Genomic DNA, 18,467 nt, shown 5'->3' with positions numbered 1-18,467 from the left:
CATCGGCTGACACTCTTTCCGAGTTGAAATGCCGGCTCCGTGCTGTATGCGCAGAGCCGGAACGCATCCTGCGACCTCCGCCGCCAGGCCGCCGCTACCACAGCATGGAGGTCTCCTGATCCAGGCGCGTTCCACGTGCGGCGGGCTGCTGCGGCCCCGTGATGACGAGGGTCGAAGCGACGTAAGCCGGAAGCAGTTGACTCAAGTGGCCGCGTAGCTCTTCCGCATCCACGGACTGGCCAGGTCCGGCGATGACGTACGACACCAGTTGCTTGCGTCCGGGCTCGTCCTCGCGCAGCACGCTCGATGCGTGCGCGATCGCGGGATGCGCGCACAGCAGGGCGTCGACCCGATCGATGTCGATGGCGGCATCCGCGCCCTGCGTCGAGCGCCCGGCGGGCGCGTGGAGCATCAACGCACCGTCCGCCGACCAGGAGGCAAGATCGCCGGTGCGATACAGGCGGCGGCCATCGGCGAACGGATGGGCGATGAAGCTGCGCGCGGCGAGCGCAGGCGAGCCTGCATGATGGCTTTCGATGCCGTCTCCGGCGAGATACAGCGCGCCGGTCACGCCCACCGCCACCGGCTGCAGTGTGCCGTCGAGGATGTAGGCGTGAACCTTCTCCGCGCGCAAGCCTGGCGGCATCGAAGCGCCGGGAATTGCGCGTGTGTTGGCCGACCATTCGCCTAGGATGCGGGCGGCCTCCTCGTCGTCGAGCAGGCTGCGCGCGCCGACGGGCGCGTCCGGCGCCTCGGCCATCGTCTTCAGTACCCCGGCATAGCAATCCGCATAGCGCTGCAGCGTGGCCGGGTCGTAGAGATGGCTATGGCCGGTGACCGTGGCGGTGATGCCGTTCGTATCGCGCTGGAAATCCATGCCCAGCGGAAAAGCCGAATGCCCCTCGCCGCTGCCTACGTCGAGCTTCTTGCCCAATTCGTTCAACTGGTCGTAAACGTGGAAGTGGATGTAGTTGAAGATGACGCCGATCCCGTTCTTCAAGCCGCTGTCGCGCAAGATCGTAGGCAACGGGTAGCGCCGATGGGGGAACAGGCGGCTCTCCGCCTCCACCACGTCCCGGATCAGGCCTCGCCAGCTGGTGCTGCCGATGCGCATGCGCAGGAACACCGCATTGAGGAACAGGCCGATCAGCTTTTCGGCATCGACGGCCTCGGGGCGGCCATGGCTGACGATCGCCGTCGCCACGTCGCGGCTTCCCGTCAGCGCGCTCAACGCGGCCATGTGGGCGGACAACAAAATCGTCTTGAGCGGAACCTGGCTTTGCTGGGCCAGATCGATCAGGCCCTCGAAGGTCCGGTTCGATATCTCGATCAGGGCGTAGTGTTCCGGCGGCGCGTGGGATGCGCCTTCCCGCGCCGGCAAGATACTGCGGTGCGCCTCTGCCGGCCGATAGCCTGCCAGCATGTCGCGCCAGAAGCGCTGCGTAGCCTCTGATGCAATCGCCTGCTGCTCCAGCGCGATGTAGTCGCGATACTTGATGGGCAGAGGCACGGCGGGCAGCGTGCGTTCGTCGAGCCTGGCCTGGTAGCGCTGCATGAACTCAGTCACCAGGCTGGCATCGCTCCAGCCGTCCAGGACGGCGTGATTGAAGCTGAGGGTAAAGCGGAACTCCTCGTCGGTCATGCGATGCACGAAGACGCGCAGCAGGGGAGGCAGGTGGACGTCGAAGGGGCTGCGCGCCTCCTGTCCGCACCACCGGTCGAACGCCGCTTCCCGCTCCGCTTCGGCCAGGCCGCGCAAGTCGTCGACCACCAAAGGCACGCGGGCGGATCGATGCACCAGCTGCAGGGGCTCGCTGTAGCGATCGAAGTCGTAGCTGGTGCGTAGCACCTCATGACGCAGGGCCAGATCGTCGAGCACGCCGCGCATCGCCGTCTCTTCGAAAGGCAGGCGCATCGATGCGCAGAAGACCACGTGATACAGGGACGAAGCGGTGTCGTAGCGGTTGTAGAACACCATGCCCGCCTGCACGCGGCTGAGCGGGTAAGCGTCCTCGATGTGTTCGGGAACGAGCTGGCGATCCGCTTCGGCAATGAGTTCGAAAGCCTCCACCGGGCGGGCACGCCCATCCACCGAGAAGGTGGCGATTGCCGCCAGCTTGGCGACGCTCTGATGATCGAAAAGATGTGCCAGATCGAAGGCGACGCCCGCGTTCTGCGCGCGCGCCTTGAGCTGTATCGCCAGAATCGAATCACCGCCCAGATCGAAGAAGCTTTCGTCCATGCCGACCTGTTCCAAGCCCAGGATGTCGGCGAACAGCCGCGCCAGCAGAACTTCCTGCGCGGTGCGCGGCTCGCGGCGTCCGGCCGGGACGAAATCCGGCGCGGGCAGCGACTTGTGATCGAGCTTGCCGTTGTGGGTGAGCGGCAGCGCTTCGAGCAGCACGATCGCGACCGGCACCATGTAGTCGGGCAGCCGCGCGCCGAGCTGGCGGCGCAGCGCGGCGGGATCGGGAGTGTGGTCCGCAGCGGCCACCACGTAGCCGACCAGGCGCTTGTGCCCGGGCTGGTCTTCGCGTGCAACGACTACCGCCTGAGCCACGCCGGCCTGCTCGCGCAACGCCGCCTCGATTTCGCCGGGCTCGATCCGGAAACCGCGGATCTTGACCTGCTGATCGATGCGGCCCACGAAAACGAGCTGGCCATCGGCGCGCCAGCGCACCAGATCACCGGTGCGGTACAGGCGGCTGCCCGGCGGGCCATAGGGATCGGCCACGAAGCGTTCGGCCGTCAAGGCGGGACGCCGCAGATAGCCGCGCGCGAGCCCCGAGCCGGCGATGTAGAGCTCTCCGGGCACGCCGATCGGAACCGGGCGCAGCTTGCGATCGAGCACATAGGCGCGCGTGTTGTCCATCGGAGCGCCGATCGGCACGCCACCATCAGCCTGCCAGAGTGGCGGCAGCGGATGGCAGGTCGCGAACGTCGTGGTCTCGGTCGGACCGTAGACGTGTACGACCGTTGCGTTCGGGCAAGCCTTCATCACTTTCTCGAAGGTTTGTGTCGATGCCGCTTCGCCGCCACTCCATAACGTGCGTACGCCGGCCAGGCATTCCGGCATGTCGGCGATGAGGCGAAACAGCGCGGTGGTCAGGAACAGCGCGGTGACCTGTCCGTCCACGATCGTTCGCGCCAATGCGTCGATATCGGTCTTGCCGGGCGGGGCGATCACGATCTGGCGCCCGGCCAGCAACGGCACCCAGATTTCGTAGGTGGACGCATCGAAGACCTGCGGCGAGTGCAGCAGCACACGCTGTTGGCGCTCGTCCTGCCAGCGCTGGTCCAAGGCCAGATCCAGCACATTGCGATGCGTGACCGCGATGCCCTTGGGCAAACCGGTCGAGCCGGAGGTATACATCGCATAGGCCAGATGGGCCGGCTGCAAGGTGTGCTTTGGAGCGGTACGCGGCTGCCGCGCAATCGCCTCGGCTTCTTCCTCCAGCACGACCAGGGCGCCCCAGTGCGTGGGCAGCCGGTCGACCAGATCCGCCTGCGTGATCAGCACCGGCGCCATGGTCTCGCTCAGCATCTGCGCCAGGCGCTCGGCGGGGTAATCCGGATCCAGCGGCAGATAGGCGGCGCCCGCCTTGACGATGGCCAGGGTGGCCGTCAGCAGTTCGGGCGAACGCTCCAGGCACAAGCCCACCAGGACATCCGGCCCTACGCCCAGCGACTGCAGATGGTGCGCGAGACGATTGGCGTCCGCGTCGAGCTCGCCATACGTCACCGTCCGATCGCCGGCGCGCATCGCGATGGCATCGGGCGTGCGCGTGGCGACGGCGGCGAAAGCATCGGCCAGATTGTCCGCGGGCACGGCGTGCGCCGTTGCGTTCCAGTGTTCCAGCACATGAAGACGCTCGGATGCTTCGAGCAGGTCGATCCGGTCCAGCGGCAGATCCGGTTGCGCGGTCGCTTCCGCGAGCAGCCGCAAAAACCGGTCGACCAGGCGTTGCGCGGTAGCCGGCTCATACAGGTCGAGCGCGTATTCCAGGTCGCAGCCCAGTCCCGCGGGCGCTCCATTGGCATCGACTTCTTCGACGAAGCCGAACCCTAGGTCGTATTTGGCGACGGCCACGTGCATGAAATCGAGGGTCAACTGCAAGTCCGCGAAATCGCTCGCCGCAGCGGCATTGTTGTTGAGCACCAGCGCGACCTGGAACAACGGGTGCGCGCCCTGGGTGCGCTGCGGATTGACTATCTCGACGACGCGCTCGAAGGGCAGCGCCTGGTTGGAAAAAGCATCCAGATCGACGGCGCGTGTGCGGCGGATCAGTTCGCGGAAACTCGGCTGGCCCGAGGTGTCCGTGCGCAGCACCAGCAAGTTGACGAACAGGCCGACCATCGCCTCCATCGCTTCGTCGTCGCGGCCGGCGACGGAAGTCCCGATCGGCAGATCCTCGCCCGCGCCATGCAAGGACAACAGTGCCGCCACCGCGGCGTGCAAAGCCATGAACAGGCTGGCCTGGGTTTCGCGGGCCAGCTCGCGCAGACGGCGGTGCACCGGCGCGGGAATCTTGAAGACAACGCTCGCCCCGCGGTGGCTGGCATGCGCGGGACGCGGCCGATCAGCGGCGATCGTCAGCTGTTCCGGCAGGCCGGCCAGTGTCGATGTCCAATGGGCGATCTCGTGCGCCACGCTGCTGTCCGGATCGCGCTCCTCGTTCATCCATTCGCGTTGCCACAGGCTGTAATCCGCGTACTGCACCGGCAGCGGTTCCCAGGCCGGCGCCTGACCGCGGCAGCGCGCCGCGTAGGCGGTCGCCAGGTCGCCGGTGAGCGGCGCCAGCGAGCTGCCATCGCTGGCGATGTGATGCAGCAACAGCAACAGGACGTGCTCATCCGGCCCCAGCCGGAACAAGGTGGCGCGGATGGGTATTTCCACCGCCAGATCGAAGACGTGTTCGGACGCCTCCCGCTGTGCGGCTTCCAGCGCGCCGGCATCGACTTCGCGAAGCTCGAACGGCACCCGGGCCTGTGCGGCTTCGCGCACGATCTGCCGGCCCACACCCTCGACGTCGGCGAAGACGGTGCGCAGGCTTTCATGCCGCTTCGCCACGTCGTCCAGCGCCGCCTGCAGCGCGTCTGCGCGCAGCGCGCCGCGCAGCTTCAGCAGCAGCGGCACATTGAACAAGGTGTTCGGGCCTTGCAGCTGCTGCAGGAACCAGAGCCGTTGCTGGGCGTAGGACAGAGGGATCATGAGGGGGATTCCGTGGCGCGCATGGGGCGCAGCGGCGCTCGGGCAGGGCGGCGCGCCGTCTCCATCCGCGCGGCCAGTTCGGCGACCGTCGGCGCGTCGAAAATATCGGCCAGCGGGACCTCGGCGCTCATGACGCTGCGGATGCGCGAAATCAGGCGCGCCGCCAGCAGAGAGTGGCCGCCCAGTTCGAAGAAGCTGTCGTCCACGCCGACCTGATTCAGGCCCAGCACTTCGGCGAACAGGCCAGCCAGCGCCTGTTCCTGCGGCGTGCGTGGCGCGCGCACCTGGGTGCGGTCGAAATCCGGCGCGGGCAGGGCGCGATGATCGAGCTTGCCGTTGGCGGTGAGTGGCAGCGCCGGCAGCGGCACGATCGCAGCCGGCACCATGTAGACGGGCAGGCGCTCGCCGAGGACGCGGCGCAAGGCGACGGGGTCCAGTGTCCGGTCCGGCGCGCCAACGAGGTAGGCCACCAATTGCTTTTGTCCGGGCCGGTCCTCCCGCACGACCACCGCCGCCTGCCGCACATCAGGCTGGGCAAGCAGGGCCGCTTCGATCTCCACCGGTTCGATGCGGAAACCGCGCAGCTTCACTTGCCGGTCCGCGCGCGCGACGAAATCCAGCGTGCCATCCGCGCGCCAGCGCACCAGGTCGCCGGTGCGGTACAGGCGCTCGCCGGCATGGAACGGATCGGCCACGAAGCGCTCCGCGGTCAGCGCGGGACGCGAGAGATAGCCGCGGGCCAGGCCGGATCCACCGAGGTACAACTCGCCCACCTGGCCGACCGACGCCAGTTGCAAGGCGCTGTCGAGCACGTAGGCCCGCATGTTGTCTATCGGCGCGCCGATGGGCAGGCTGCCGGCCGGTTGCGATCCGGCGCGCATGGGGTGCAGGGTGGCGAAGGTCGTGGTTTCGGTCGGACCGTAGGCGTTGCACATGGTCAGTTGCGGGCATGCTGCCAGCAGTTTGGCGACGTGCGGTGGCGACAATACTTCGCCTCCGGAGATGACCCGCCGCAGTCCGGCGAAGGATTCCACGTGATCGTCGACCATCAGGTGGAACAGGCCCGCGGTGACCCATAGATCGGTGATCGCGCCTTCCACGACTGCGTGCGCCAGCTCCCGCGCGCCGATCTTGCCGCGCGGAGCGATCACGATCCGCCAGCCGCGCAGCAGCGGCACCCAGATCTCGAAGGTGGAAGCGTCGAACGCCAGGGGCGCATGCAGCAGCAGGCGCCGCTGGTCGCTTTCCTGCCAGCGGTGATCGAAGGCCAGGTCGATCACGTTGCGCTGCGTGACAACGATGCCCTTTGGGGCGCCGGTCGATCCCGAGGTGTAGGTGGCGTAAGCCAGATGCTCGGCCTGCAGCCCATGCGGCGGCGCCAGGTCCGGTTGCGCGTCGATCTCCGCCACCTGTTCATCCAGGACCAGCATCAAGCCCCAGTGCACCGGCAGCCGATCGCGAAACGCCGCCTCGGTGAGCACGATGGGCGCCATGCTTTCGTTGAGTATGGCGGCGAGCCGTTCGGCGGGATGTTCCGGGTCCAGTGAGAGATAGGCTCCGCCTGCCTTGACGATGGCGAGCATGGCCACCAGCAGGTTAAGCGAGCGCTCCATGCACAGCCCGACCAGTACGTCCGGACCGACGCCCAGGCCCTGCAGATAATGCGCGAGCTGGTTGGCGCGGCGATCGAGCTGGCCGTAGCTGAGCGTGCGCTCGCCGTCGGATGCGACGACGGCATCCGGATGGCGCGCCGCTTGCGCCGCGAACAAGTCGGGCAGGGTGCCTGGCGGCACGGATCGCGCAGTGCCATTCCACTGGTTCAGCAGGCGATCGCGCTCTTCTTCGCCGAGCAGGTCGACACGGCTCAGGGGCAGGTCCGGCTGCTTCGTCACCGTTCCGATCAGGCGCGCCAGTTTTTCGGTGAAGCCCTCGATCGTGGCGCGGTCGTAGAGATCGACCATGTATTCGATGTTGCAGGAAAGTCCGCGCGGGGTTCCGTCCGGATCCGACTGCTCGACGAATTCGAACGTCAGGTCGTACTTGGCGGTGCCCAGCGGCAGGAATTCCGTGCGCACCGCCAGACCCGGCATCGAAAGACTGGCGTTGCGGTTGTTCTGCAGCACCATCGCCACCTGGAACAACGGATGCTGCGACGATTGGCGTAACGGATTGACCATGTTGACCAGGCGCTCGAACGGCACCTCCTGGTGCGAATAGATCGCCAGGTCGGTTTCGCGCACGCGATCGAGCAGTTGATGAAAGGAGGGATCGCCGGACGTGTCGGTGCGCAATACCAGCAGGTTGACGAAGAAGCCCACCAGGTTGTTCAAGGCCTCGTCGTGGCGCCCGGCCACCGAGGTGCCGATGGGCAGATCGGTGCCGCCGCCCAGCTTGGTCAACAGCGCGGCGACCAGCGCGTGCAAGACCATGAACAGGCTGCAGCGGTGCCGGCTCGCCAGCTCATGCAGGTCGCGCAGCACGTTGGGGCCGAAGTCGACCTCGACGCTGTCGCCGGCGTGGGCCGTTTTGGCTGGGCGCGGGCGATCCGGCACCAATCCGATCTGCTCGGGAAGCCCGACCAGGTTGTCTTTCCAGAACGCCAGCTGCCGCGCGATGTCGCTGTCGGGGTCGGATTCCTGCGCCATCCATTCCTGCTGCCACAGCGAGTAGTCGGCGTACTGCACCGGCAACGGCGGTTGATCCGGCGCTTCGCGACGGAAGCGGGCGGTGTAGGCGACGCTCAAGTCCTCCATCAAGGGCGCCCACGACCAGCCGTCGCTGGCGATGTGCTGGACCAGCAGCACCAGCGTGTGGCGATGCGGCGCCACGCGGAACAGCGCGGCGCGTATCGGAATATCGCGGGTCAGGTCGAAGCGGTATTCGGAGAATGCCCTTGCCGACTGCGCCAACGCTTCCTGGGAGGTATCGATCCGCTCGAAGGTCAGTTCGACCGCGGCGGGATCGAGCACGACCTGTTCGCTCACACCGTTCGCTTCACGGAAGATGGTGCGCAGAACCTCGTGCCGGACCATCACGTCCCGTACGGCCGCGTGCAAGGCGTCCGCGTCCAGCTCGCCTTCCAGATGCAAGGCCAAGGGCACATTGAAGGTAGTGCTGGGACCTTCGAGCTTGTGCAGGAACCATAGGCGCTGCTGGGCCAGGGACATGGGAATCATTGGGCGGACTCGCGTGGTTGCATGCGGCGCAAGCGCAGGCGGGTGGAATGGCGCGCATGGGCCAGCTGCTCGGCTTGCGCAGACAGGGTGGGAGCCTCGAACAGAGCGCGGATCGGAACATCCACGTTGAGCGCATCGCGCATACGGCTGGCGAGCTGGATCGCCAGCAGCGAATTGCCGCCGAGTTCGAAAAAGTGATCGCTGCGTCCGACCTGCCAGACGCCGAGCAGGTTCTCCCACAGCTCCGCCAGCAGCTGTTCGACCTGGCCTTGCGGCGGCTCGTAGGCGCGGCGCAGCACGGCAGCGCCGGTCGGCGCCGGCAAGGCCTGGCGATCGAGCTTGCCATTGGCGGTAAGCGGCAGCTCGGCGAGAACGACGATCGAGCCGGGCAGCATGAAGGCGGGCAGATGTTCGGCGAGGCGTTCGCGCAGCGCCGCCACGTAGCCGCGATGGTCCTGCATGGCGCCAGGGTCGTGGCAGAGCGGCGAGCCGGCGGCGATGGCCGGCGCGAGATACAGGTCGTCGAGCGCGGCGCCATGCGTATCGGACGCGGGCAGGAACACGGCATCGAAATGCTGGCCGGTGCGGTCCGGCGACCAGGTGGCGGCAACCTGGTAGCCGAGTTCGGCCCCGAGCGTCTTCAAGTCCTCGGGGTCGACGGCAGGCGCCGACGCGTCTTCGCGACCGCCCCAAACGCGGCGCGAAATCTCGAACTCGCCCGTCAATCGGGCGTTGACGATGGCGCTCACCCGCAGGCCTTCGGAACCCGCGGCCAACAAGCGCTGACGCAACGATGCCATCGTGTCGACGTCGCGGCCCCACGCCAGGATCGGGAGCGCGGCGGCGGAACGGAGGCGCGTGCCACGCTTGTGCAGCACGACGTCGTAGCGATAGCGCGCCATTTCGTTGCGGGCGCGTCCCCGCTTGAGCTGGATGTCGACACCGGCCAGATCTTCGATCTGTTGCGGCAGCGCCGAGAAATAGCCTGGATCGACCAGCATCTCGTTTTCCAGCCGCATTTCCTCTTCGGCTACGTGGCGAATGGCGCGCGCATCGCCGCCGCCGGCGCGGTGCCAGGCGACGGATGTGGCGAAGCAGCGCATCAGGCGGAAATCGGGCACATCGCCGATCAGCACGCGTCCGCCAGGGGCCAGCAGCGCTGCGCACTGCCGCAGCACCGCGGTCAGGTAGCCGGCGCCGGGAAAATACTGCACGACCGAATTGATGACGATGGTGTCGAAACCGCCTTGCGGCAGGTCGCCGATCTCATGCGCAGGCTGGCAGCGCAGATCCACGCGCTCCCGCAGCTCCGGATGGCCTGCCATCCTTGCTTTCAGGGAATCGATGACCGGCAGCGAAAAATCAGTGCCGCAATAAAAGGCGCAATGCGGCGCCACTTTCCACAGGATCAGGCCGGTGCCGACGCCGATCTCCAACAGCCGCTGCGGGCGCAGATCCAGGATCTTGCCGACGATCGCATCCCGCCATTCGCGCATCTCTTCCAGCGGGATCGGAGCGCCATCGTAGCTGCTGTCCCAGCCGCCGAAATCCTCGTCGTCCGCCAGCTCCGCATGCTGGCTGTACAGGCCGTCGTGCAGCACCTGCCACTGCGCCACCTGCTGCGCCTCGTAGCTCGCATCCCGCGCCGCCTCCTGCTGCCCGTGCTTGGGCACGACGTAGCCGACCAGTTGCCGATGGCCGGTACGGTCCTCGCGCATCAGCACGGCCGCCTGCGCGACGCTGGTGTCGCGCCTCAGCCAGGCTTCGATCTCATCGAGTTCGATGCGCAGGCCATGGAGCTTGACCTGCTGATCGGCGCGGCCGATGAAGCACAAGGATCCATCCGTCAGCTGTCGCGCGATGTCGCCGGTCCGGTACATGCGGCTGCCCGGCGCACCGAACGGGTCGGGATGAAAGCTGGCCGCCGTCAAGCCAGGGCGGTGCAAGTAGCCGCGCGCCAGGCCGGGGCCAGCCAGATACAGTTCGCCTTCGTCACCTTGCGGCACGCGCCGTAAGGTCGCATCGAGAACATACGCAGCTGCGCCAGACACGGGGCTTCCGATCGGCACGGCGGTCTTCGTCTCGGTACCGATGGGCGCCGAAATCAAGGCATCGACGGTAGCCTCGGTCGGTCCATAGCAATTTACCAGGCGATGCGTGCGAGCCCATTTGACTGCAAGCTCCGCAGGACAGGCCTCGCCGCCGACGACCAAGGTCTCCACGCCCGGCAGATCGCCTGGCGTCATCAATGTCAGCAGGCTCGGGGGCAAGGCCAGGTGGGTGATGCGCTGCCGCTCGCACAGCGCCGTCAAGTTCGGGCCGGGCAGCAGTTCATCGGATGGCGCCATGACCAAGCGCGCGCCGAGTGCGAGCGCCATGGCGATCTCGGCGAAAGAGGCGTCGAAGGACAGCGAGGCAAACTGCAATACGCAGCTTTCCGGCTCGATGCACAGCCGCTCGCGGTAGGTGGCGACAAGCACGGCGATGCCGGCATGAGTCACCACCACGCCTTTGGGTTGGCCGGTCGAACCCGAGGTGTAGATCACATAGGCGGCGCGTTGCGCGGCTTTCGCGTCGTGCGGAACCCCGACGTGGGAGGGCGGTAGCGCCTCGATCTCGGCTCGAAGGTCCGCATCGTCCAGAAAATAGGCGGGCAGGGCAGGCGGCGTCTTCAAGACCGTCTCCCGGAAAGCGAGTACGCAAGCCGGAGCCGCCTCTTCAAGCATGTAGCTCAGCCGCTGCTCGGGATAATCCGGATCGAGCGGCAAGTAGGCAGCGCCGACTTTGTGCGTCGCCAGAATCGCCACGATCGATTCGAAGGATCGCGGCAACGCTATAGCGACGATATCCTCCGGTCGAACGCCTTTTGCGGACAGCCATGCGGCCAGCTGGTTGGCGCGCGTATCCAGCTCGCCATAGCTCAATCGGGCATCGCCAAAGACCAGCGCAATGGCGTGCGGGGTCAGGTCGACCTGCCGCTCGAACAGCGCGGCAAAACTGACGTCGGGAAGGCCCGGTTGCGGGGCCTTCGGCACGTCAATGTAAGCGCCATCGAGCGAGAACCCTTCCATGGCCCATGAACCTCTTGTCGCCCTAGGACGGGCAGGTTTGGTTCAATCGGTATGCCGACGCGTTGCTGCTGGTATCGGCGTCCAGTTGCGTTTGCTAGCCGGTCGAATGCTCCATCGCTGCGATGAGGCTCTTGGGCCGCATATCGGTCCAGCTGCGATCTACATAGTCCATGCAGGCTGCTCGCGCCTCCGGCCCGAAAGCCGTCGTCCAGCCCGCCGGAATGGCCGCAAAATCAGGCCAAAGCGAATGCTGGCCTTCGTCGTTGACGAGCACCAGAAAGGTGCCCTTGTCGTCATCGAATGGGTTGCTCATGAGAATCCTTCTCCTCGCACCATTTGCCGCGATCAACTTCAAAAACGCTGCAGGCAGCGTGACGAAAATATGAAATCGGTGGGCGCTTCCCCAGACCCGGATGTGCTCGGGTATAGCGATCGAATATCTACCGACAAGATGTGACTGTCAATCGATACGCCGAAGCCGAGAGACCACTAAATAGGAATCTGCAGATCGCGTCCTACAACCACTGTCGACTCGTCAGTTGCCCCCTTCGGGAAAGGCGTAGCTCCGCCGATATACATCCGTTTGAAAATGGCGATCAATGTGACCGCGCGACGTAGTGCGGACGTGAATGCATTAATGGCCATGACGGCTAGTCGTACGCGGGGGAGAAAGCCAGCCGATACCAGCCATCGATGGACTGGTACCGGCAAGGTCGATAAGAGCTAAGGAATGACGATCAATGCATATGCCCGCACGCGACGCCTCTCCGCTTGCCAAAGAATTCGATCTTCGCAGAACGATCGAGATGACGGCTCGCCATGTCATTCCTTCGTGGCCGGAAAGCTTGCCGGCATCCCCGTACGGCTAAGATGCGCATGGCGGCGTTATCAGTGGCCGCCACGAGTACCAACGGTTCCATATCAGGGAAGATGTCGATACACAAACCTTGCTATGGGGATGAAGTAACTAGGTCAAGGAGGGGGCATGGAAAGCGTTACTCGTGTTGTCCGCATCGCATCGCTGTTCGCGGCCGTTCTAGGTGTGCTGCTTGCACTTCCAGCATCGGCTCAAACGACTTTTGTACCACCCCTGAAAGCTGCACAGTCGACGCCTGCAACGCGGGTTGACCAGCTTTATTATTTGCAGCCGCACAATACCTACATGCACGGCAAGGATTTCAGCGAATGGCTCAACGCGGGCTATCGCGCTGTCGAAATCGACGTGATTGATCGCGGCAATTGGGAAAACGAGGCTGGCGGCCCGTATGTGGCCCATGACTTGAATCCCATGAAAGCCAATTGCGGGACCGCCCAGCAAACCCGCTTGAAAGATTGCCTGGATGTGATCCTTGCCTGGAAGGCAAGCCATCCAGGCGATACCACGCCACTGCTTGTTTTCGTGGACATGAAAGCCAGCTGGGATCCAGCCAGCGCATGGAAGAGCGACGAAGTCGGCATGCTGGATGAGTACATCGGCAAGGCGATCCCAGCGCAGAATCGCTACACCTATGCCGAACTTATGAGTTACATCAACAGTGCGCCAGGCGCCTCGCCTCGCTTGAAACTGAAAAGCCGCGGCTGGCCCGCCATCGGTTCGCTCGGCAACAAGATCATCGTGCTGCTGACGGGCGGGCACATAGGATCCGTCAACCAGAATATGAACGGCGGGCGTAAATGGCTCTCGGAACCAGCAGCGAGGCACGCCACCTTGAACAGGAAGTTGCACGCCAAGTGGGCCAGATAACCGCTTTGGAAAAGGCGCTTTCAGAGGCGTACGCCGCGGCACCGCCCAAACGAATCTCACGAGCGACGCCCAAGGCATCCGAGCCCAGCAAAAGGAAAAGAACCCCAGCGCGCCCCAACGACAAGCAATCGCGCGTCAAAAGATGACCAACTAAGCGGGCATCACACGATTACCGAGATAGACGACTGAATTAAGAGGACCGCGACAGCCCAGATCGATGGCCTAAGTTTGTTGGCTCAACGAGCGCAGTGGCTCATATTCTTCGGCAGTTGGAGCAGTTGGCTCAAGTTTGTTGGCCCGAATGGATCAAGTTGTCGGCCAATATGGATCGAGTTTCATGGCTGCAAGCAGTGAGGAAGTCTCTATGCCAACGTTCCCCGCTGTAGAGCTTTGTCAGCGCAATCTGCCTAGGGTTTGTGCCGTGGAGGTAGAGTTTTCTATGCAAAGAACAGGCTGATCTCTTATGTGAGCGCGGCGGCCCAATCGGCCGCCACCCTTGATTGCGCATAATGTATACATGCGCAGCTTCGTGAGAGGCCGTGATAGCTGGTGAAACGGCGTGCGCGTTAGCGTCGTGAGTGGGCACGCCGAGCGCCAGAATCAGGCACGCGGCGTGCCCATATTTTTTTGCCAGGTCGACCATCCTGAGTAGGCTGGTCCGGGCCGCCGGAGTTTCGGCGCGCTCGGCTGCGAGAAGCGTCAACCACACGCCTTCGTCTTCGCCCGTTGCGCGGCACATCGTTTCGATTTCCGCCTCCTGCGGCTGGCGTCCGCCATTCCTCCACTTGGACACGAGTGCTCGCGTTACGCCAAGCGAGTCTGCTGCGGCCATGTCTGAAGCCAGAGAGCGAGCTTTCTTGTACTTGTCAAGTAGGTCCGCGGCGGCTGTCATGTTGACTCCATAGTTGACACTGGTTTCCTCTCGAGTATACGGTGCGCCGTGTTGACCGTGTGGTCAACATCGACAGGGGACCAAGGATGCTCGCTCTAGCCGCTCTCTGCGTGCTTTGCCCGGCCGTCTGGCTGCTGGCCGCCGCTTTCACCCTCCGCGATCTGACCGCCCGCCAGCGCCGCAGCCTGGAAGGGGTGACGGCATGAACCGGATTCTGCAAGCCGACGTGATTCTGACGCTGACCGCCGAGCAGGCCGCGCGCCTCGTTGAGGTGTTGCGCTGGCCTGACCACGTGGGCATGACCGATGAGCTTCGCGAGACGCTCGAAGAACAGTTCGGCAAGCACGGGTTGTTGCTGTGATGTTCTGCGCCGATCGCGCCTCCTTCATCTACTACTTGCTGCACGCCTTCATGTTTCCGATGGCGATGGGCGTCTTCCTTGCGTGCACCGCGCTGGTTCTCGCGCGGCCGTTTTCGGTCTGGCTGCGCCGCCGCCGCTATGACCCCTGATTTCTCCGACGACATGCACGCCCCGGTGCGTTCGATGTCCGAGGCGCCGGGCACGTTCGATGCCCGTCTTGCTGACCACGCTGGCCGCATGGGGCAGGGCGAAGACTTGGTTCTCCGCCATGCGGCCACCGTGTACGCGGAGGGCGTGGTGGCCGGTCTTTCCCTCGCCGTGGCCGCGCTTCAGCGCCGCGAGCGCCTTATCGATTATCTCAAGCGGTGGGAAGCGCGGTTGCGCGCCTGCCTGGAGCGCGAGCATGCCTACAGCGAGTGAGCAACTGAGTGGTCTGATTGTGGAGCTCAGCGATTGGGCCGATGAGTGGGCCGCTCTTGGCAAGCGCAACGTTGAGGGTGCCATGCATGCCTCGCGCCTCATGCTCATTGAGGCGGCGTTCGAGGACGGCATTGAGCTTAATGCCGACCAGCTCGGTTTCGATTTCGGGGTGGTGGATGTTTGACTCTGCCCTGGACGGCAAGCGCGACCTGTACGCGCTGATGGGCGAGGGCAGGGGAGCCGCGCGCGGCTCATCTGCGCTCGACCTACCTCCACCGCGCATGACGTGGAAAACGCGTTCCTACGCGAGCCCTGCCATGCAGGCGCTTCGTGCGATCGGCGCGCGCCAGGTGCGCGAATACGCCGACCAGCTCAACGCCATGGATGCCCCGTTCCAGCAGATGGCGCGTGAGCGCTTTTTCAAGGGCCAAGACACCGGGCGCGGCTGCGGTGTGGACCTTGCGAGCGCAGCGAGCGAGGGGCGCGCCGCAGGCGCGCCCACGGAACTTGACCCATATAAAACAAAGGGGCCACGCCCCCGCGAAGTCCTCGAAATAGACGTCTATTCCACACGCATCCGGCGCCTTCAAAAAGCTGTGCGCAACTCTGCGCACATTCTCGACAGTGCCGCGCACTGCGATGAACAGAACGTGCGTTGGCGCCGACTGTTCGTGACGTTGACCTATGCCCGTGTTGAGGATTGGAAGCCGGGACACATAGGGGACTTCACGCGTCTCGTGCGCAAGTGGTTCAAGCGCCACTGCGGTGGCACGCGCATGCGCATGGTGTGGGTGTTGGAGCTACAGAAGCGCGGTGCGGTGCACTACCACTGCATGATCTGGGTGCGCGCCCGCGACTACTTTCCCAACCCGCACAAGCGCGGTTGGTGGCCACACGGTTTCGCGCACGTCTTGAGCAGCAAGGTGACGATCAACCGGCCGGTCTCTTACATGGCGAAGTACGCGAGCAAGGCCAGCGTGCAGCAGGCCATGAGCGTGCCTAAGGGCGCACGCATGTACGGCGTGTGCGGCCCCACCGAGGAAGGCAAGCGTGTGATTCGTTGGTGGCGTGCGCCGGTTTTCGTGCGCGATGCGCTCGGTGGTGCAGCTGACATTCGAAAGGTTCTCGGCGGCTACATGGACAAGCAGACAGGCGAGTTCGTGCGGTCCGAGTGGAAAGTGACGATCACGCCATCGGGGCGTGTGTTCGCATGGCGGGAGATGCCGCCCTTAACGGAGACAGTGCAATGAGCAACAAAGACGATTTCCAGATTGAAATTCTGCGGCGCGAGCCGGAGCCCAAGAAGTTCGAGCGTGATGGCGTGGTGCGCCACTACTACTCGCAGTGGGCGGAGCTGACGGTTGATGGTCTGCGCACCTCGTTCGAGTTTTCCAGCGACGAGCCGCTGCCGCCGGGTGCGGCGGTGATCGACCCGCGCAGCTTCTCCGTGACCAACGGCCGCCTCGGGCTTTCGCGCGTGAAGCTCCTGCCGGTCGTTCCGGTGGTGAAGCCCTCGGCTTCTTCGCCGGCCGCGCAGGCCAAGGTTTAAACACCGGGGGGTGCAGGGGGAACCGACGTTTCCCCTGCGACTTTGATCTAACGCATTCCGCTGTGGTGGTGAGCCATGCCGAATCTTGTTGCGACGTGTGCACCTGAGAACGTGGACGCCACCACGGGCACCTGCTCGCACGTGGAGTGGGTGAATTACGTGGGGGGACTGCCGCCCCTTTCTGCGGCCGAAGGCTCCGTTATCTCCGGAATCATCATCGGAGTGTGGGGTATCGGTTTTCTCGTGCGGCGCATGCGAAAAACTGTGGAGGAAACAACATGAAGAAGTTCATTTCGAAGGTGGCCAACGGCTACAACGCCGCCGGTCTCGCCCTGTTCGGCGCGATCAGTTCCAGCGCGTTCGCGCAGACCACCGACATGACCACCGCGTTCAGCGGTGAAGTGACGGCCGGCAAGGGCCAGCTGTACACCATCGGCGGCATCGTGCTCACGCTGTGCGCGATCGCACTGCTGATCGCGATGGCCAAGCGTTCGGCGAAGTGATGTGCAAACCCGCCTGGGCAACCGGGCGGGTTTTCTTTCAACGGGAGGGCGACATGGAAGGCTATCTGGTGATGCTTGCGTTTCTTCCGGCGGCGTGGCTGATGCTGTCATGACCAGCGCCGCCCAACTTTTTCAGCGGCGCGTCCTCATGGGCGCGCTTCTGCTTTTGGTGTTCCTCTTGGGTGCGACGCGCGCGCGCGCTGATGATGCATCGTGCTACGCGGCCATGATGCAGGCGGTTGCCCGCAATGAAGCGAACATTCAGGCCGGCTGGCCCTATTACCACCGCGACAATGTGAGTGGACAATGCGATTCTGGCGGTGGTTGCACGGCTTATCTCGATTACCACTACGGCAACACTGCGCCGGGCATTGCGGGTCGTGACACCCCTCAGTTTGCGTGCGCTGCTGGTGAGCAGCCTAATCCTCCCGATCCGTGTAAGACGGCTGCGCCTCGTTATGGCTATGTGGAATATGACGGTACGGCTACCGCGCAGGCGTGTGATGGCCAGTGCGCTTATGCGCTTATTGAGGGTGATGGGAGTAGCAACGGCCAGGGTCAGAGCGTGATGAGCGGCAAGTGGAAGCCCACCGGTGCGCATTGCAGCGGTACCTCTCCTGGCTTTGGTGACGGTGCTCCTGAGCCTCCGAATCTTTGTGGCACTGCTAGCTGCATGAAGCCTGGCTCGGGTGATGTCTGCGCCAAAGACAGGGCGGGCAACGGCATGTGTGTTCCCGGCCCTGTAGCCACTGGCCCCGGTGGTTGTACTGGCACTGCTGACGGTGCGATCTGTGCTGGCCCTAAACCTCCGCTTCCTACGCCGCCGCAGCTGACGCAAATCACGGACCCAGCGACCGAGGTCACGGGCAACGATCACTACACGCAACAGACGACGTCGACGGGTGGCGGTCTTCCTATCGTCACCCCGATTAACGTTGTCACGTACGGTGTGGGCGGTGCGCAGGATTCGCCGACGTCTAGCGGCCAGCAGGCCGGTGACAAGGGGCCAGCACCGGCGAGTAGTGCGGGCAATAAGCCTAGTAACACGGCTTCCGGTGGCGGCGATTGCGGTTCGCCGCCGGCCATGACTGGCGACGCTGCGCTCGCGATGATCGCGCGACAGGAATGGCTTGCGCGCTGCGGGCCTGACAAGGCTGATAAGAATGGCAATGGCCAGCCCGATTGGACCGAGGTGACGGACGCCGACAGCGAGCGCTATGGCACGACGGACACCAACCCGAGCAGCGTGTTTCAAGATAAGGACGTGACGCTCGACAAGGTGGATCAAACCAGTTGGGCCGGTAATTCGTGCCCGGACATCGGCACCGCCGAAGTGTTCGGCCAGCAGTGGACCGCTGCTGATCCGATGTTGTTTTGCGCGTGGCTCGCGAAGGTGCGCGCGGTGATTCTTGTCTTTGGTGCGATTGCAGCGGCGACCATTCTCGCCCTTGGGAGTCGATGATGCCTGCGCTTATTGCCTTGCTTGGCCGCATGCTGCTTTGGCTTGTCTCAACCTATGCCGGGCAGTGGGTGCTGAAA

Annotated in this window: 13 protein-coding genes; 9 read left to right on the top strand and 4 right to left on the bottom strand. The window is 64.5% G+C overall.

The window, feature by feature from the left end; all coding sequences use genetic code 11:
* Positions 1–94: 94 nt before the first annotated feature.
* From KK141_RS09295 to KK141_RS09280, 4 genes are all read right to left on the bottom strand, one after another.
* Positions 95–5,212, bottom strand: coding sequence for a non-ribosomal peptide synthetase (locus tag KK141_RS09295; RefSeq protein WP_214570659.1), 5,118 nt, complete (start codon positions 5,210–5,212; stop codon positions 95–97).
* Complete coding sequence (locus KK141_RS09290) at positions 5,209–8,379, bottom strand: non-ribosomal peptide synthetase (RefSeq protein ID WP_214570660.1); 3,171 nt, start codon at positions 8,377–8,379, stop codon at positions 5,209–5,211. The genes KK141_RS09295 and KK141_RS09290 overlap by 4 nt, the downstream gene beginning before the upstream one ends.
* 5 nt (positions 8,380–8,384) lie before the next feature.
* On the bottom strand, positions 8,385–11,459 hold the full coding sequence (locus KK141_RS09285) for an amino acid adenylation domain-containing protein (protein ID WP_214570661.1): 3,075 nt from the start codon (positions 11,457–11,459) through the stop codon (positions 8,385–8,387).
* 94 nt (positions 11,460–11,553) lie between these two features.
* Positions 11,554–11,772, bottom strand: a complete 219-nt coding sequence (locus KK141_RS09280) for an MbtH family protein (RefSeq protein ID WP_214570662.1) — start codon at positions 11,770–11,772, stop codon at positions 11,554–11,556.
* 672 nt (positions 11,773–12,444) lie between these two features.
* Here KK141_RS09280 and KK141_RS09275 point away from each other — a divergent pair.
* The 9 genes from KK141_RS09275 to KK141_RS09235 all read left to right on the top strand — a co-directional run bounded on the left by KK141_RS09275 (position 12,445) and on the right by KK141_RS09235 (position 18,390).
* Entirely contained in the window at positions 12,445–13,203 is a 759-nt protein-coding gene (locus KK141_RS09275) for a hypothetical protein (protein ID WP_214570663.1), read from the top strand.
* A 1,094-nt stretch (positions 13,204–14,297) separates the two neighbouring features.
* Positions 14,298–14,456, top strand: a complete 159-nt coding sequence (locus tag KK141_RS09270; RefSeq protein WP_214570664.1) for a hypothetical protein — start codon at positions 14,298–14,300, stop codon at positions 14,454–14,456.
* Entirely contained in the window at positions 14,456–14,605 is a 150-nt protein-coding gene (locus KK141_RS09265) for a hypothetical protein (protein WP_214570665.1), read from the top strand. Before KK141_RS09270 ends, KK141_RS09265 begins: the two co-directional genes overlap by 1 nt.
* Before the next feature lie 34 nt (positions 14,606–14,639).
* Positions 14,640–14,876, top strand: a complete 237-nt coding sequence (locus KK141_RS09260; protein ID WP_214570666.1) for a hypothetical protein — start codon at positions 14,640–14,642, stop codon at positions 14,874–14,876.
* Positions 14,860–15,060 carry a hypothetical protein gene (locus tag KK141_RS09255; RefSeq protein WP_214570667.1) on the top strand — a complete coding sequence of 67 codons (201 nt, stop codon included), beginning with the start codon at positions 14,860–14,862 and terminating at the stop codon, positions 15,058–15,060. Before KK141_RS09260 ends, KK141_RS09255 begins: the two co-directional genes overlap by 17 nt.
* On the top strand, positions 15,053–16,126 hold the full coding sequence (locus KK141_RS09250) for a hypothetical protein (protein ID WP_214570668.1): 1,074 nt from the start codon (positions 15,053–15,055) through the stop codon (positions 16,124–16,126). Before KK141_RS09255 ends, KK141_RS09250 begins: the two co-directional genes overlap by 8 nt.
* On the top strand, positions 16,123–16,425 hold the full coding sequence (locus KK141_RS09245; protein WP_214570669.1) for a hypothetical protein: 303 nt from the start codon (positions 16,123–16,125) through the stop codon (positions 16,423–16,425). Before KK141_RS09250 ends, KK141_RS09245 begins: the two co-directional genes overlap by 4 nt.
* 278 nt (positions 16,426–16,703) lie before the next feature.
* Positions 16,704–16,928 carry a hypothetical protein gene (locus KK141_RS09240; RefSeq protein WP_214570670.1) on the top strand — a complete coding sequence of 75 codons (225 nt, stop codon included), beginning with the start codon at positions 16,704–16,706 and terminating at the stop codon, positions 16,926–16,928.
* A gap of 109 nt (positions 16,929–17,037) precedes the next feature.
* A complete protein-coding gene (locus KK141_RS09235) occupies positions 17,038–18,390 on the top strand; it encodes a hypothetical protein (protein ID WP_214570671.1) in 1,353 nt (450 codons plus the stop codon).
* Positions 18,391–18,467 lie beyond the last annotated feature (77 nt).

The sequence above is a fragment of the Dyella sp. LX-66 genome (assembly GCF_018599165.1).
Lineage (GTDB): Bacteria > Pseudomonadota > Gammaproteobacteria > Xanthomonadales > Rhodanobacteraceae > Dyella_D > Dyella_D marensis.
The sequence above is the reverse complement of the archived record's forward strand: the minus strand, read 5'-3'. Positions and strand labels throughout refer to the sequence as shown.

Excerpts from the sequence above, each read along its gene's own strand:
- KK141_RS09245 (WP_214570669.1), top strand. The coding sequence starts at position 16,123 with ATGAGCAACAAAGACGATTTCCAGATTGAAATTCTGCGGCGCGAGCCG.
- KK141_RS09295 (WP_214570659.1), bottom strand. The coding sequence starts at position 5,212 with ATGATCCCTCTGTCCTACGCCCAGCAACGGCTCTGGTTCCTGCAGCAG.
- KK141_RS09285 (WP_214570661.1), bottom strand. The coding sequence starts at position 11,459 with ATGGAAGGGTTCTCGCTCGATGGCGCTTACATTGACGTGCCGAAGGCC.
- KK141_RS09290 (WP_214570660.1), bottom strand. The coding sequence starts at position 8,379 with ATGTCCCTGGCCCAGCAGCGCCTATGGTTCCTGCACAAGCTCGAAGGT.
- KK141_RS09270 (WP_214570664.1), top strand. The coding sequence starts at position 14,298 with ATGAACCGGATTCTGCAAGCCGACGTGATTCTGACGCTGACCGCCGAG.
- KK141_RS09240 (WP_214570670.1), top strand. The coding sequence starts at position 16,704 with ATGAAGAAGTTCATTTCGAAGGTGGCCAACGGCTACAACGCCGCCGGT.
- KK141_RS09280 (WP_214570662.1), bottom strand. The coding sequence starts at position 11,772 with ATGAGCAACCCATTCGATGACGACAAGGGCACCTTTCTGGTGCTCGTC.
- KK141_RS09255 (WP_214570667.1), top strand. The coding sequence starts at position 14,860 with ATGCCTACAGCGAGTGAGCAACTGAGTGGTCTGATTGTGGAGCTCAGC.
- KK141_RS09235 (WP_214570671.1), top strand. The coding sequence starts at position 17,038 with ATGACCAGCGCCGCCCAACTTTTTCAGCGGCGCGTCCTCATGGGCGCG.
- KK141_RS09265 (WP_214570665.1), top strand. The coding sequence starts at position 14,456 with ATGTTCTGCGCCGATCGCGCCTCCTTCATCTACTACTTGCTGCACGCC.
- KK141_RS09250 (WP_214570668.1), top strand. The coding sequence starts at position 15,053 with ATGTTTGACTCTGCCCTGGACGGCAAGCGCGACCTGTACGCGCTGATG.
- KK141_RS09260 (WP_214570666.1), top strand. The coding sequence starts at position 14,640 with ATGTCCGAGGCGCCGGGCACGTTCGATGCCCGTCTTGCTGACCACGCT.
- KK141_RS09275 (WP_214570663.1), top strand. The coding sequence starts at position 12,445 with ATGGAAAGCGTTACTCGTGTTGTCCGCATCGCATCGCTGTTCGCGGCC.